The sequence below is a fragment of the Cupriavidus basilensis genome (genome assembly GCF_000876015.1).
GTDB classification, from domain to species: Bacteria; Pseudomonadota; Gammaproteobacteria; order Burkholderiales; family Burkholderiaceae; genus Cupriavidus; species Cupriavidus basilensis_B.
The window spans coordinates 307,926-322,763 of sequence record NZ_BBQM01000015.1; the positions used below are offsets into that span (position 1 = coordinate 307,926).

General features: G+C 71.0%; 15 protein-coding genes. 2 read left to right on the forward strand and 13 right to left on the reverse strand.

Features of this window, described 5'->3' with window-relative positions; all coding sequences use genetic code 11:
* Nucleotides 1-34: 34 nt before the first annotated feature.
* The 6 genes from KF708C_RS15320 to leuC all read right to left on the reverse strand — a co-directional run bounded on the left by KF708C_RS15320 (nt 35) and on the right by leuC (nt 7,221).
* On the reverse strand, nt 35-1,762 hold the full coding sequence (locus KF708C_RS15320) for a putative 2-aminoethylphosphonate ABC transporter permease subunit (protein ID WP_059412467.1): 1,728 nt from the start codon (nt 1,760-1,762) through the stop codon (nt 35-37).
* Nucleotides 1,759-2,856, reverse strand: a complete 1,098-nt coding sequence (locus KF708C_RS15325) for a putative 2-aminoethylphosphonate ABC transporter ATP-binding protein (protein WP_059412468.1) — start codon at nt 2,854-2,856, stop codon at nt 1,759-1,761. The genes KF708C_RS15320 and KF708C_RS15325 overlap by 4 nt, the downstream gene beginning before the upstream one ends.
* 14 nt (nt 2,857-2,870) lie before the next feature.
* The gene (locus KF708C_RS15330) at nt 2,871-3,950 is read right to left on the reverse strand and encodes a putative 2-aminoethylphosphonate ABC transporter substrate-binding protein (protein WP_082079576.1); all 1,080 of its coding nucleotides are present in this window, start codon (nt 3,948-3,950) and stop codon (nt 2,871-2,873) included.
* A gap of 151 nt (nt 3,951-4,101) precedes the next feature.
* Complete coding sequence (gene leuB, locus KF708C_RS15335; protein ID WP_059412469.1) at nt 4,102-5,172, reverse strand: 3-isopropylmalate dehydrogenase; 1,071 nt, start codon at nt 5,170-5,172, stop codon at nt 4,102-4,104.
* 29 nt (nt 5,173-5,201) lie between these two features.
* The gene (gene leuD / locus KF708C_RS15340; RefSeq protein WP_059412470.1) at nt 5,202-5,798 is read right to left on the reverse strand and encodes a 3-isopropylmalate dehydratase small subunit; all 597 of its coding nucleotides are present in this window, start codon (nt 5,796-5,798) and stop codon (nt 5,202-5,204) included.
* Nucleotides 5,785-7,221: a 3-isopropylmalate dehydratase large subunit gene (gene leuC, locus KF708C_RS15345; protein WP_059412471.1), complete on the reverse strand. Its 1,437-nt coding sequence runs from the start codon at nt 7,219-7,221 to the stop codon at nt 5,785-5,787. The genes leuD and leuC overlap by 14 nt, the downstream gene beginning before the upstream one ends.
* 220 nt (nt 7,222-7,441) lie before the next feature.
* On the opposite strand from leuC, the gene KF708C_RS15350 reads away from it, so the two are divergent.
* Complete coding sequence (locus KF708C_RS15350) at nt 7,442-8,395, forward strand: ornithine cyclodeaminase family protein (RefSeq protein WP_020201920.1); 954 nt, start codon at nt 7,442-7,444, stop codon at nt 8,393-8,395.
* A gap of 32 nt (nt 8,396-8,427) precedes the next feature.
* A complete protein-coding gene (locus KF708C_RS15355) occupies nt 8,428-8,784 on the forward strand; it encodes a RidA family protein (protein WP_029043366.1) in 357 nt (118 codons plus the stop codon).
* A gap of 96 nt (nt 8,785-8,880) precedes the next feature.
* Here KF708C_RS15355 and KF708C_RS15360 read toward each other — a convergent pair whose 3' ends face one another.
* The 7 genes from KF708C_RS15360 to KF708C_RS15390 form a co-directional block, all read right to left on the reverse strand.
* Entirely contained in the window at nt 8,881-9,612 is a 732-nt protein-coding gene (locus tag KF708C_RS15360) for a GGDEF domain-containing protein (RefSeq protein ID WP_020201918.1), read from the reverse strand.
* Between the two features lie 18 nt (nt 9,613-9,630).
* Entirely contained in the window at nt 9,631-10,020 is a 390-nt protein-coding gene (locus tag KF708C_RS15365) for a DUF1987 domain-containing protein (RefSeq protein WP_020201917.1), read from the reverse strand.
* A 22-nt stretch (nt 10,021-10,042) separates the two neighbouring features.
* Complete coding sequence (locus tag KF708C_RS15370; protein WP_020201916.1) at nt 10,043-10,612, reverse strand: SiaB family protein kinase; 570 nt, start codon at nt 10,610-10,612, stop codon at nt 10,043-10,045.
* Nucleotides 10,613-10,655: 43 nt separating this feature from the next.
* Nucleotides 10,656-11,906, reverse strand: a complete 1,251-nt coding sequence (locus tag KF708C_RS15375) for a SpoIIE family protein phosphatase (protein ID WP_082079577.1) — start codon at nt 11,904-11,906, stop codon at nt 10,656-10,658.
* A gap of 149 nt (nt 11,907-12,055) precedes the next feature.
* Nucleotides 12,056-13,021: a transporter substrate-binding domain-containing protein gene (locus KF708C_RS15380; RefSeq protein WP_059412473.1), complete on the reverse strand. Its 966-nt coding sequence runs from the start codon at nt 13,019-13,021 to the stop codon at nt 12,056-12,058.
* Nucleotides 13,022-13,034: 13 nt separating this feature from the next.
* Nucleotides 13,035-13,808 carry an ABC transporter permease gene (locus KF708C_RS15385; RefSeq protein ID WP_155888001.1) on the reverse strand — a complete coding sequence of 258 codons (774 nt, stop codon included), beginning with the start codon at nt 13,806-13,808 and terminating at the stop codon, nt 13,035-13,037.
* A gap of 71 nt (nt 13,809-13,879) precedes the next feature.
* Nucleotides 13,880-14,833, reverse strand: coding sequence for an ABC transporter ATP-binding protein (locus tag KF708C_RS15390; protein ID WP_059412474.1), 954 nt, complete (start codon nt 14,831-14,833; stop codon nt 13,880-13,882).
* Between the last annotated feature and the right edge of the window lie 5 nt (nt 14,834-14,838).

Here is a 14,838-nt window from a genome sequence, read left to right on the forward strand (position 1 = left end):
CGCAAGGCCGGCGCGCCGCGGCCGGCGCCGCGCGTCAGTCCCTGCCCGCGTGGCGCCAGGCCTGGGCGCGGCGCCCCAGCAGCATCGCCAGCATCGACTGCGCGAACTTGACCAGCGCCGAGGTCAGCAGCACCATCACCGCCATCGCGCACGCCGCCGCGGTGTCGCCGGTATCGTCCATCGCCACCGCCGCCACCGAGGCGACCATGCTGAGCGGCTCGTAGAGGAAGATCACCGCCGCCACCGTCGTCATGGCATTGACGAAGAAATAGGTGGCGATGTCGAGGATGGCGGGCAGGCAGATCGGCACCGTGACGCGGCGGAAGGTGGTCCAGAACGGCACGCCGAGCGAGGCCGAGGCCGCCTCGAACTCGCCGTCGATCTGCTGCAGCGCGGTCAGCGCGGTGAGATGCGGCACCGTGTAGTAATGGGCCACGCAGCACATCGTCATGAGCCACAGGCTGCTCTTGATGGCCGACAGCGGATTGGCGGGGTCGTTGAAGAAGAACACGAAGCCCAGCCCCAGCACCAGCCCGGGCACCGCCAGCGGCAGCATCGCCAGGAAATGCAGCAGCTGGCGCAGCGCGCGGAAGGCCTTGATCTTGCCGACCAGGTACGCGCCGCCGAAGGCCAGCACCGTGCCCGCCGCCGCGGTCCAGGCCGCGACCGCCAGGCTGTTGTAGTAGGCGCCCCAGCCCAGGCTGTCGTAGGCGGCGAAATCGTAGCTGCCCAGCGCCAGGCTCAGGTCGTAGGGCCAGAGCTTGACCAGCGAGGCGAACACCGCGGTGCCGACGATGGACAGGATCGCCAGCGCCACGACCACCGCGAACGCGCCCATGACGCCGTCGAACAGCGGGCGCGCCTCGGGCCGGTACAGCACCGAGCGCGCGTTCAGCAGCGCGCGCTGGCGGCGGCGCACGACGGCGTCGATCACGAACGAGAGCACGGCCGGCACCAGCAGCACCACGCCCACCACCGCGCCCATCTGGAAGTTCTGCTGCCCGATGATCTGCTTGTAGATGTCGATCGCCAGCACGTTGAACTGCCCGCCGATGACCTTGGCGATGCCGAAGTCCGTGACCGAGAGCGTCACGATGACGAACGCCGTGCTGATCAGGCCGTAGCGCGCCGACGGCAGCGTGATGGTGAGGAACGCGCGCAGCGGCCGGGTGTTCAGCGAGCGCGCGACCTCGTACATGCGCGCGTCGGACAGGCCCAGCGCGGTGGCGAGGATCAGCACCGCGTGCGGGAAGCAGTAGAACACCTGCGCGGCGACGATGCCGATGAGCCCGTACACCGGATGGCCGCCCAGCCAGGACTTGAGATAGCCCTGGTTGCCGAACATGTAGGTCAGCGCGATCGCCGGCAGCAGCGACGGCGCCAGCAGCGGCAGCAGCGAGATGCCCTTGAACAGCGCCTTGCACGGCAGCCGGCTGCGCACCAGCGCCAGCGCGTACAGGAACGCGAGCGGCAGCGTGATGGCGGTGGTCAGCGCGCACACGATCAGCGTGTTGCGGAGCGAGGCCACCAGCCCCGGGTTGGAGACGTAGGCGGCAAAGTTCGCCAGCCCGGCGAAGCGGCCGGCGGCATCCTGCAGGCTCTTCGACAACACCGCGTAGAGCGGCATGCCGATCAGCACCAGCGCGACCGCGCACAGCAGCGCCAGCAGCAGCCCGGCGACGGCCCGCTCCGGGAGGCCGCGCGGGCGCGGCCGGGCGCGCGCGGCCGGCGCCGCGCCGTCGAGTCGTGAGGCGAACGTCATGCCGGCTCTCCCGCGGGAAACAGATGCAGGTGCTCGGGCCGGATCGCCACGCGCAGGTGCTGGCCGGCGTGCAGGCCCAGCGTGCGGGCGTCGTCGCTGGAGAAATCGGCCATCACCGGCACGTCGCCGAGCTGCGGGCATGCCAGCGTGGCGCGCCACGTCGCGCCGAGGAACTCGACCTGCGCGACGCGCGCGCCGCAACTGTTGGGCGCGTCCTCGCCGAGGCCGCGGAAACACACCTCCTCGGGGCGGAAGCCGAGCGTGACCGGCTCGCCCTCGCGCGCGCCCGGCTGCGGCGGCAGGCGCAGCACGGTCTGCCCGGCCAGCGCCTGCGCGTCGCCGGTGCGCCGCGCCGGCAGGAAGTTCATCTTGCCGACGAAATCCGCGACGAAGCGCGAGGCCGGGTGGCGGTAGATTTCCGCCGGGGTGCCGATCTGCTCGATCGCGCCGTGGTTCATGACCACGATGCGGTCGGCCATCGTCAGCGCCTCTTCCTGGTCGTGCGTGACCATGATGGTGGTCAGGCGCAGCGCGGCCTGCAGCTGCTTGATCTGCTGGCGCAGGTGCACCCGCACCTTGGCGTCGAGCGCGGACAGCGGCTCGTCGAGCAGCAGGATGCCAGGCGAAGGCGCCAGCGCCCGCGCCAGCGCGATGCGCTGCTGCTGCCCGCCCGACAGCTGGCCCGGGTGCTTGCCGCCGATGCCGGGCAGGCCGACCAGCGCCAGCAGCTCCTCCACGCGCCGCGCGATGTCGGCGCGCGCCATGCGCCGGTTGACCAGGCCGTAGGCGACGTTCTCGGCCACCGTCAGGTTCGGGAACAGCGCGTAGGACTGGAACAGGATGCCGACGTCGCGCGCGGCGGCCGGCAGGCGCGAGATGTCCACGCCGCGCTTGAACAGCCGCCCGCCGCTGTGCGCCTCCAGCCCGGCGATGATGCGCAGCAGGGTGGACTTGCCGCAGCCGGACGGCCCGAGGAAGCAGAGAAACTCGCCTTCGGCGACGGCCAGGTTGATGTCGTGCAGGACGTCGGTCCTGCCGAAGCGCTTGGCGATGCGCTCCAGCGAGAGCATCGGTCCGGCGGAGGCTGGGTTCATGATGCGCTCCCGCTTCAGTTGGGCTTCGGCTCGGACTTGCCGTCGTAGCGCCGGGTCCATTCGTTGGTCAGCCGGGTCTGGTTCTCCACGGCCCTGGCGACGTTGTCGTCGGCCATCATCGCCTCGGCGTTCGGCGGATAGTTGGGCGGCACCTGGCGCACGTCCGGGTGCGAGACCACGGCCATGAACTTGTTGAACTGCTCGTTGGCCTCCCGGGTGGTCATCCAGTCCGCCACCACCTTGGCCGCCGCCAGCCTGGGCGTGCCCTTCATGATGGCGGTCGACTCGATGTCCCAGCCGAGCTTGTCCGCCGGCACGATGATGTCGATCGGCGCGCCCTTGCTCTTGAGCTGCGGCGCGGTGATGTCGGTCGAGATGCCGATCACGTATTCGCCCGTGGCCGCCAGCTTGCACGGCTTGGAGCCGCTGTGCGTGTAGAGCGCGATGTTGGCGTGCAGGCCGTCCATGTACTTCCACGCTGCGTCCTCGCCCATGCTCTGCACCCAGTGGTTGACGCCGAGATAGCCGGTCTGGCTCGAGACCGGGTTGGGCATGGTGATCTGGCCGCGGTAGATCGGCTTGGCCAGGTCCGACCACGTGACCGGGGCCGGCAGGTTGCGCTTTTTGGCCTCCACGGTGTTGAAGCAGATCATGGTCATCCACGCCTCGTTGCCGGTGTAGACGGGCGGCTTGTTGGCGGTGTCGCGAAAGCGCGGCTTGAGCTGCGCGTAGCCCTTGGGCTCGTAGGGCTGGATCAGGCCGAGCTTGTTCAGCGCCAGGATGTGCATCGACGGCACGCCCCACAGCAGGTCCGCCTTGGGCGCGTCCTTCTCCGCGATCAGGCGCGCCAGGATGATGCCGGGGCTGTCGCGCAGCCACGCGATCTGGATCTCGGGGTGCGCCTTCTCGAAGGCGGCCTTGTAGGGCGCGAGCTGCTCCTTTTCCAGCGTCGTGTACACGGTCAGCGTGGTCCTGGCCTGGGCCAGCGCGGCCGGCGCGTGGGCGGCGCCCGCGGCGGCGGCGAGGACCGAGGCGGCCAGCAGCAGGCGCGAGGCCAGTCGCGATGTGAGGCGCGACGTGAGGTGCGAAGCCAAGCGCGCAGTCAAGCGCAAGGCCGGGCGCGCGGGGCGCCGTTCTGGGGTCGGGTTCAGCATGTGCATGGCAGTGGATCCTCTGGTTTTGTACGGCGTTGGCAGGAAGGGATCGTGGTCGCGGCCGGGCGGGCCGCCGGCGTCGTTGGCCGTGTCAGTGGTCGAGCAGCGCGGCCACCACGGCGTCTCCCATCGCCGCGGTGCCGGCCAGCGTGCAGCCGGGCTCGTGGATGTCGGCGGTGCGCAGGCCGTCGGCCAGCACCCGCCGCACCGCGTCTTCCACGCGCGCGGCGGCTTCGGGCTGGCCGGCGCTGTCGCGCAGCATCATGGCGGCCGACAGGATCGAGCCGAGCGGGTTGGCGATGTCCTTGCCCGCGATGTCGGGCGCGCAGCCGTGCACGGGCTCGTACAGGCCCTTGCCCTGCGCGTTGACCGAGGCCGACGGCAGCATGCCGATCGAGCCCGTCAGCATCGAGGCCTCGTCGGACAGGATGTCGCCGAACAGGTTGCCGGTGACGATCACGTCGAACTGGCCCGGGTTGCGCGCCAGCGCCATCGCCGCCGCGTCCACGTAGAGATGCGTCAGCGCGACGTCCGGGTAGTCGCGCGCCACCTCTTCCGTCACCGCGCGCCACAGCTCCATGCTTTCCAGCACGTTGGCCTTGTCCACCGAGCACAGTTTGCGCCGCCGCCGGCGCGCCGCCTCGAAGCCCGCGCGCACCACGCGCGCGATCTCGTCCTCGGTGTAGCGCATGGTGTTGATGCCCACGCGGCGGCCGTTTTCCGTCACGATGCCGCGCGGCTCGCCGAAATACAGGTCGGAGGTCAGCTCGCGCACGATCAGCAGGTCGAGGCCCTCGACGACCTCGCGCTTGAACGACGACGCGCCCGCCAGCTCGCGGAAGGCCACCACGGGCCGGTAGTTGGCGAACAGGTCCAGCGCCTTGCGCAGCGTCAGCAGCGCGTCGCCGGGGCGCAGGCCGCGCGGCAGCGTCTCGTACTGGAAGCCGCCTTCGGCGCCGAACAGCACCGCGTCGGCGCGCCGCACCGCCGCCAGCGTCTGCGCGGGCAGCGGATGCCCGGTCTGGTCGTACGCCGCGCCGCCGACCAGGCATTCGGTCAGTTCGAAGGAAAGGCCGCGGGATGCCAGCGCGCGCAGGACCTTCACCGCCTGCGCGGTCACTTCGGGTCCGATGCCGTCGCCGCCAAGTACTGCAATTTTCATGTCAAAAGGCTCGCTGTGGATTTGAGAGGTCAGGGAAAGCGGGTCTGCCGGGTCTGCTCGAAGCGGTCGATCGCGCCGGCCATCGACAGCGTCACGTCGATGTCGTCGAGGCCTTCGAGCAGGCAGTGCTTGCGGAAGGCGTCGATGTCGAAGCCGCACGCGCGGCCGTCGGGCGCCGTCACCTGCTGGCGCGGCAGGTCCACGGCGATGCGCGCGCGCGGGATGGCCTCGATGCACGCGAACAGGTGCTCGACGAAGTCCGCCGGCAACACCACCGGCAGCACGCCGTTCTGGAAGCAGTTGTTGAAGAAGATGTCGCCGAAGCCCGGCGCCAGGATGGCGCGGAAGCCATAGTCGGCCAGCGTGAACACCGCATGCTCGCGCGACGAGCCGCAGCCGAAGTTGGCGCCGGCCACCAGCACCGAGGCGCCGGCGAACGCGGGCTGGTTGAGCACGAAGCCGGCGCGCGGCCGGCCCTGCGGATCGAAGCGCAGGTCGTGGAAGCAGTAGCGGCCGTAGTCTTCGCGCACCTTGTGCATGAAGCGGCCCGGCACGATCTGGTCGGTGTTGATGTCGGCCTCGCGCATCGGCGCGGCGATGCCGTGGACGTGCTCAAACGGCTGCATGGATCAGTTCCTCGCGATAGTCGGCCAGGCAGCCGTGCACGGCCGCGGCGGCGGCCATGCCGGGATTGACCAGATGGGTGCGCACGCCCGGCCCCTGCCTGCCGACGAAGTTGCGGTTGGTGGTGGAGACGCGGCGCTCGCCCGGGCGGCCGATGTCGCCGTTCACGCCGAGGCACATCGAGCAGCCCGGCGTGCCCCACTGCATGCCGGCCGCGGTGAACACGCGGTCCAGGCCCTCGGCCTCCGCCTGCGCCTTGACGAGGCCGGAGCCGGGCACCACCAGCGCCGGCACCTTCGCGCGGCGCCCGCGGACGACGCTGGCCGCGAGCCGGATGTCTTCGATGCGGCCGTTGGTGCACGAGCCGATGAAGACCCGGTCGACCGGCAGCCCGAGCAGGGCGCTGCCGGCTTCCAGCCCCATGTAGGCCAGCGCGCGGTCCACCGCGGCGCGGCGGTCCGCGTCGGCGATCTGCGCGAGCTCGGGAATGCGCTCGTCGATGCCGCAGCACTGCGACGGGTCGGTGCCCCAGGACACCAGGGGCACGATGGCGTCGGCGGCGATCGTCACGGTGCGGTCGAAGACCGCGCCGGGGTCGCCGCGCAGCGCCAGCCAGGCCGCGCTGCGGGCCGCCCACTCGGCGCCCGCGGGGGCGAAGGGCCGGCCGCGCAGATAGGCGAGGGTGGTGGCGTCGGGCGCGACCATGCCGGCGCGCGCGCCGGCCTCGATCGAGAGGTTGCACAGCGTCATGCGGCCCTCGACCGACAGCGCCTCGACCGCCGCGCCGCCATACTCGACGACGTGCCCGGCGGCGCCGCCCACGCCGACCTGGCGGATGAACGCGAGCGCCAGGTCCTTGGCGGTCACGCCCGGCGCGGGCATGCCGGTGAAGCGCGCCAGCAGCGTCTTCGGCCTGGCCTGCCACAGCGTCTGCGTGGCCAGCACGTGGCTGACCTCGCTGGCGCCGATGCCGAAGCCGAACGCGCCGAACGCGCCGTGCGTGGAGGTATGGCTGTCGCCGCAGACCACGGTCATGCCCGGCAGCGTCATGCCCTGCTCGGGGCCCACCACGTGGATGATGCCCTGGCGCCGGTCGCCGAGGCCGAAGTGGACGATGCCGTTGCGCGCGGCCTGCGCCGCCAGCCCCGCCACCATGTCGCGGCGGTCGTCATCGATCACGTCGGCGAGCCGGGTGCTGTGCGACGGCGCGTAGTGGTCCGGGATGGCGACGGTGGCCGCCGGCCGGCGGATCGGGATGCCGCGCCGGCTCAGCGTGTGGTACGACTCGGCGGGCAGGTCGTCGCTGAGATAGTGGCGGTCGACATAGAGCAGGGTCTGGCCGGACGCCTGCTCGAGGACCACATGGGCTTGCCAGATCTTCTCGAACAGCGACAGCGGCTGCGCGGCAGGGGAGGGGAGCGGCATGGGGCGAATCGGAGGGCTCGTGGGACATGTGTATGGCCAGCATCATGCATAGCGGCTCCGGCTTCGTATATTGCCGATTCGCGAGGCTGCCAACGCGAATGACGATGGCAGGCCGGCGCGGCGGTGATTACGATGAGTCCCGGTCCGGCGTGGGGTGCGCCCCGCGCCTCCGCCCCGGTTTTCATCCCCTGCTTTCACCCCTCGCCGCCAGGAGTCCCCGTTGCTGCAACCCGATGCCGCCCTGCTCAAATCCCTGCTACCGTTTCCGCTGCTGATCCGGGCCCTGCGCGAGGCATTCGTCGCCGGCGCCACGGTGCCGCTGCGGCACACGCACGCCATCGGCGAGGCCGGCGCGCCCGATGCCGGCATCTCGCTGCTGATGCCGGCGTGGGACGCCGAAGGCTTCTACGGCGTCAAGATCGTCAATATCTACGAGGGCAACGCCGCGCGCGGCCTGCCGGGCCTGCACTCGACGTACATGCTCTACGACGCGCGCACCGGCGTGCCGCTGGCCATGTTCGACGGCAACGAGATCACCTCGCGGCGCACCGCGGCGGCGGCGGCGCTCGGCGCCGACTTCCTCGCGCGGCCCGACGCGCAGGCGCTGCTGGTGGTCGGCGCCGGCCGCGTGGGCAGCCTGGTGGCGCCCGCGATGGCCTGCGTGCGCCCGCTGGAGCGCATCGCGGTGTGGGACGTCGATGCCGAGGCCGCGCAGCGCTGCGCGCACGGCCTGCGCGAACAGGGCTATCCGGCCGTGGCGGCCGCTGACCTGGAGCCGGCCGCGCGCGCGGCGGACATCGTCAGCTGCGCCACGCTGGCCACCGCGCCGCTGATCCGCGCGGACTGGCTGGCGCCGGGCAGCCACCTGGACCTGATCGGCAGCTTCACGCCGCGCATGACCGAGGCCGAGCCGGCCTGCTTCGCCGGCGCGGGCGTATGGGTCGACACGGCGGAGGCAACGGCGAAGTCCGGCGACCTGATCAACGCCTTCGCGGCGGGCTGCCTCGCGCCGGAAGCGATCCGCGGCGACCTCGCGGGCCTGGCCCGCGGCACCGCCGCCGGACGCGGCGCGGCGCGCGAGCGCACGGTGTTCAAGGCCGTCGGGACGGCGCTGGAGGACCTGGCCGCCGCGCGGCTGGCCTACCAGCAGCTGAGCGCGGCGCCGCGCGGATAATGTCACTGATACCAACCACGGAGCAAAAACGCATGACTCGCATTCAACGGTTCGAAACCAGCGCCCGGATGTCCCACGCGGTGGTGCACGGCGATACCGTCTACCTGGCCGGCGCGATCGCCGCCGACCTCGACGGCGACATCGCCGCCCAGTCCGCCGAGGCGCTGGCGGAGATCGAGCGCGTGCTGGCGCTGGCCGGCAGCGACAAGTCCAGCCTGCTGACGGCGCAGATCTGGCTGAAGGACCTGCCGCGCGATTTCGCCGCGATGAACGCGGTGTGGGAAGCGTGGGTGCCGGCCGGCCACGCGCCGGCGCGGGCCACCTGCCAGGCGGAGATGGCGGACCCCAGGGTGCTGGTGGAATTCATCGTCACGGCGGCGCTCGGCTGACGCGGCGGGGCGCGCGCCCGGCCATCGGGCAGCGCCCGAGTGGCGCTTGAGGGTGGCGCTTGAAGGTGGTGCCTGCGGCAGCCCCCGCGGCAGCGCTTAAGGCAGCGCCGCCTCGGACGCCTGGGCGCTGACCACCCGGTTGCGGCCGCTGCGCTTGGCCTCGTAGAGGGCCTCGTCGGCGCGCCCGTAGGCGTATTCGAAGCTGGTGCCGCGCGGGTTCCAGCTCACGCCGAAGCTCGCCGTCACCTGCAGGTCGGGCGCCTCGGAGAAGGTGTGGTCGGCGATGCGCACGCGGATGCGGTTGGCCAGTTCCATCGCGGCGCCGAGCGGGCGCGCCGGCAGCAGCGCGGCGAATTCCTCGCCGCCCACGCGGCCGACCATGCCGGCGTCCAGCACGGTCTGCGTCAGGCATTCGGTGACGCCGCGGATCACCGCGTCGCCCACCGGGTGGCCCAGCGTGTCGTTGACGCGCTTGAAGTGGTCGATGTCCAGCACGATCAGCGCCAGGCTGCCGCCGGCCAGGATCAGGCCGGCCTGCTCGATCACCGCGCCGCGGTTGAGCGCGCCGGTCAGGGTGTCGCGCGTGGCGCGGAACTCGAGCTCGCGCGCCAGTTCCTGCAGGCGCTGGTTGAGCCGGTTCATTTCCAGTTCTTCGCGGTCGCTGCGCCGGATCAGGCGCCGCGTCTCGCGCATCAGCCGCTCGTAGTGGCCGATCAGCTCGCCGAGCGTGCGGCGATACGCCTGCGCGCCGGCATCCGGATTGCAGAAGACCGCGCGGGCCCCGGCCACGGCGCTGTTCTCCAACTCGAAAAGATCGGGCTCGGACATTCGGCGGATCGGCGCGGTTCAGGTGGCGGTGGTGGCGTGGTCGATGAACTCGATGGCCGGGAAGTCGGCGTGCAGCTCCTGCCCGAATTCCAGGATGGTGTCGTCGTCGACGTCGTGGTACCAGTTCACGATCACGCGGTTGCCTTTCTCGGCGGCGTCGTTCATGGCATCGAACATGCTGAACAGCACCTTGGTGCTGGAGCTGTTGAAGTAGGTCAGCGCCACGTGGACGGTGACCTCGGTGTCTTCGCACGCGGCCAGGTACTTGCGCATGCGCACGATCACGTCGCCGTAGAACACGGCGGCGTTCTCGGGGTAGGACTCGCCCCTGAGCGACAGCGTATGCTGCGCGAAGTCGAAATTCACCTCGGGCGAGGACGGGGTTGCGGCGATGAACAGGTTTTCCATGACGTTGTTTTTCTCGTCCTGCTCAGATCGTGGCGACCAGGTGGAACATGGTCGACGCCGGGTCCGCATCGATCGGCTGGAAGTTGAACTCCAGGGGAGCGCTGGCGTCGCGCGCCACGGTCAGGAAGCCCAGGCCGGCACCCTTGCTGCCTTCGGGCGACTCCGACCGCATGGTCTCCCGGTAGGCCTGCTTGATCTGGTCCAGCGTCATCGTGCGCAGCGGCTCGAGCGCGGCGCGCAGCTGCGCCACGCGCGAGATCGCCACGGGGTTGGAGCACATCAGGCGGTAGCGGTCGTCGATCATGCTGATGCATACGGAGCCGTGGCGGAGCTGGTCGGTGTCCTGGGTGGGCGGCGTCAGCGCGTCCGAGGAGTAATGGACGATATTCTGCGCCATTTCCACGAACGAGGAAAACAGCTTGCGCCGCGTCGAGTTGTCCACGCCGCTGACGGCGAGCTGCAGCCGCACCGCGTCCGACATGGCGGCGATGATGTTCTGGGAAAAATAGCCGACGTAGTAGAAGATCACGTTGCGTTCCCGGGCCATTTTGAAGAAGGCCCCATATTCGTTGTCAATCGAAGTACCGTTCATCGGCGTGGTGTCGTTGGCGTTGTTGTCAGGACTTGCTGCCCGCTTACTGAACGCGAAAGCAGAAGAAGGTCAGGTCGTCCCGGCGGTTCTGCTGCCCTTGCCAGGCGCTGTATTGCTCCAGCACGGCCTGATTGATGCGCGCGGCCGGCTCATGCCGGCTGGCGCGCACCGCTTCGCGGATGCGCCGCTTGCCGAAGGCGATCTCCTTGGGGCCGCCGATCTGGTCGACCAGCCCGTCGGTGGTGACGAACACCACGCTGCCGGGCACGGTCGGCACCACGCGGTTCTGCCAAGCGAAATCCATGCCCGTGTCGAGGTAGCCGGCGCCCATGCGCTCGCCTTCCACCATCTCGCCGTCCTCGTCGCCGGGGTGCAGCACGAACAGCGCGCTCTTCGCCCCGGCGAAGGACAGGTGCCGGCTGGCATTGTCGAACCAGAAGAAGGCCGCGTCCAGGCCGTCGTTGGATTCCGCAGTGTCGCCGTAGCGCTCTTCCTGGCCGAGCATCTGCTTGATGCCGCGGTTGAGCGCCATGAGCAGCGCGCCGGGGTCGCGCGGGCCGCGCTGCTCGATGGCCTGGGTCAGGATGGAGGAGGCGATCAGCGTCATGAAGGCGCCCGGCACGCCGTGCCCGGTGCAGTCGGCCAGCGCGGCGAACCAGCCGTCCTCGAACGCCGCGAAGTGATAGAAATCGCCGCCGACCACGTCGCGCGGCTCCCACACCAGCCCGGCGTCGCCGAGCGTGCGGGCCATCGCCTCGCGCGAGGGCCGCAGCATCGAGCGCTGGATGATGCTGGCGTAGTCGATGCTGTGCATGATCTGGCGGTTCTTCTCGGCCTGCATGTCGGCCACCACCCGCATCAGCTGCAGGCCGCGCCCCAGGCCGAGGAAACGGCCCTCGCGCGCGACGATGAAGCCGTCCGCCAGCGCCTTCTCGCCGTATTCCACCGCCTTGAAGGTCAGCGCCTCGATGCTCATGGCCGCGTCCACCACCAGCGGCTCCTTGTCCATGAAGGCGATGCAGCTCTTGCGGTTGTACAGCTCGCGATGGTAGGGCTTGCTCATCTGCGACATGAAGATCGCGCGGTTGATGAGCCCGATCGGCCGGTCGTCCTCGGTCACCGGCAGGCTGTCGAGGTCGCGGTGCCTGCCGAAGACGTCCAGCACGTCCTGGTTGGTCTGTTCCGTTGTCACCGACGGCGTGGCAACGCACAAGTCTTCCGCGCAAGGCTGGCGGAAGCGGGAACGCGCCGCGCGGGGTTCGACCCTGCTGGTATCGGCCGGAGCGTCAGACATCGCCAAGGTATCCGGATTATTTCGAAGTCGCTGATTTTAGAAGTGGCGTATGTCTTCTATGTGACAGTTTCAAGAAAAGAGGGGATTAAGGGGGGTATCTTTCGCGAATGGCACGGGCGCGCGCCGGCCGCCGCCGGCAGCGCGGCCGCTCAGGCGTGGCAGACCAGGCCGCTTTGCAGCTCGCCGGCCTGGTAGGCGAGGTCGCCGGCGCGCTGCTCGCGCGCCCGCGCCAGGCCGCCGCCGCCGACCCAGTAGCGCACCGCGCGGTCCAGGTAGGCCGCGGAGTCCGGGTCGGGCTGGCGCAGGCCGATCTGCGCGCCGCCGTCGCCGTCCAGGTCCTGGTCCAGCACCCGGTAGAAGCGCCATTCCGGCAGGCCCGCCAGCCGCGCCAGCGCCAGCTTGTCCTCGGCCAGCGCCTGGCATTCGCCGGCCATGAAGGCGGCGACCGCGCGGATCGCCGACGCATAGACCACCGGGGCCGCATGATAGCGGCTGGCCAGTTCCTGCGCATACGGGCTGCCCTGCGCCACGCACACCGGCCGCCGCGCCAGGTCCCCGGCGCGCCGGTAGGGGCTGCCGCGCAGCGCGATCAGCCGGCCGCTGCCGCCCGCGTAGGGGCTTGCCACGCGCGGCTCGCCGGCGGCGCCGGGGCGGGCGCCGGCGATGACCAGGTCCGGCGCCGGCGCGCCGGCGCCGTGCGCGCGGCCGTCCGCGTCCAGCCCGACCAGCTTCACCGGCACCCGCAGGCGCTCGCCCAGGAAACGGGCCAGGCCGGCGTCGAAATCGTCCGGCCCGGGCGGGTTGGACGCGCCGGGCGGCGCCGGCCGGGCGTACTCGCGCACGCCGACGACCAGCACGCCGCGGCGGCGCGCCCCGGCCAGCACCGGGCCCTGCGGCAGCGCGTCCCAGCGCGGCTCGGGCTGCAGCCGCTGCAGCAGGTCGAGGGCCGGCGCGGGCAGGCTCTCCACCGGCAGCCGCAGCGGCAGGCGGCCGAGCACGGCGGGAAGGCCGAGCCAGGCCAGCGCCAGCACCGTCACGGCAGCGGCCAGCGCGGCAACCAGTATAGGCAGCCGCGGATGACCGCCGCGTGACGCCGCGCGCGGGAGCGGCGGCATGGTGGAAGACACGTCAGGCATTGAGGGTCAGCCCCCGGCGCCAGCGCGTGAGGCGGCGCTCGATGCGGGCCAGGATGAAGTTCAGCGCCAGCCCCAGCAGCGCCAGCAGCAGGATGCCCGCATACATGGCCGGGATCTGGAACACCTCCTGCGAATTCAGCGTGAGGAAACCCAGCCCGGAATGCGCGCCGATCATCTCGGCGGCGACCAGCGCCGTGATGCAGTAGGTGCCGGCCAGGCGGATGCCGGTGAAGATGGACGGCGACGCCGCCGGCAGCACCACCTTGCCGAACACGAACAGGCGCGACGCGCCCATCGAGCGCGCCGAGTTGATCAGCAACTGGTCCACCTGCTTGACGCCGCTGATGGTGCTCAGCAGCACCGGCCAGAACGAGGCCCAGAAGATGATCGCCACCTTGGACAGCTCGCCGATGCCCAGGAACAGGATGAAGACCGGGAACAGCGCGAACGCCGAGGTCTGCCGGAACAGCTGCAGGATGGGGTCGACGATGGCTTCGAGCCGGCTGAACCAGCCCATCAGCAGGCCCAGCGCCACGCCCAGGCCGATCGCCAGCAGCAGCCCCCACAGCGAGCGCTGCAGGCTCGCGCCCACGTGCTTGAGCAGCTCGCCGCTCTGCGCCATCTGCCAGATGGCCGGCAGGATCTGCGACGGCGGGCTCAGGTAGGCCTCGCTGACGATGCCGGCGCGCGGCACCAGCTCCCACAGCAGCAGGAAGCCGACGATGCCGACCAGGCCCAGCGCGCGGTCGCCCAGGCGGGCGGCCAGCGAAGGGCCGGCAAGCCGGCGGATGGCGGCGGCCGGATGGCGCGCCGCGGAAGTGCTGACGGCGGGATCGCTCACAGGACGGCCTTGGCTTCGGTGGTGGCCGCCAGCGGCGCCGGGGTGGCGGCGCGCGCGGCGGATGTGGTGGACGCGGCGGACGTAGCGGACGCAAGGGACGCGGCAGGCTCGCCCGCCACGCGCTCGCCCGGGTTCGCGGTGGCGCCGAGCGGGCGCGGCACCGCGGCGCTGAACTGGACTTCGTCCTTGAGGATGTCCCAGGCCTGCTGGCGCAGTCGCACGAATGCCTCGGAGTTGCGCAGCTCGGGCTGGCGCGGGCGCGGCAGCGGCACGTCGATGATGGCCTTGACCGCGCCGGGCCGGCGCGTCATCACGGCGATGCGGTCGGACAGGAAGATGGCCTCGTCCAGGCTGTGCGTGATGAAGACGATGGTCTTGCGGTACTGCTCCCAGATCCGCAGCAGCTCGCCCTGCAGGATCTCGCGCGTCTGCGCGTCGAGCGCGGCGAACGGCTCGTCCATCAGCAGCACCTCGGGCTTGTAGGCCAGCGAGCGCGCGATCGCCACGCGCTGCTTCATGCCGCCCGAGATCTCGTGCGGGTAGCGCTCGCCGAAGCCTTCCAGCCCGACCAGCTCCAGATGCGCCTGCGCGATGCGGCGCCGCTCGGCGCGCTTGACGCCGCGGATCTCCAGCCCGACCTCGATGTTCTGCAGCACCGTGCGCCACGGGAACAGCGCATAGCCCTGGAACACCACGCCCTGGTCGCGGCTGATGCCGGCCAGCGGCTTGCCGTCGATGGCGATGTGGCCGCCGGTGCGCTCGGTCAGCCCGGCCAGGATGCTCAGGAAGGTGGACTTGCCGCAGCCGGACGGGCCCAGCACGGAAAGGAACTCGCCGTTGCGGATGGCGAGGTTGAAGTCCTGCAGCACGGCCACGTTCTCGGGCCGCCCGTTCTCGCCGCGCACGGCGTAGTCCATCTGCACGCCGCGCGCGAGAATCTTGTCGGTCATGATGC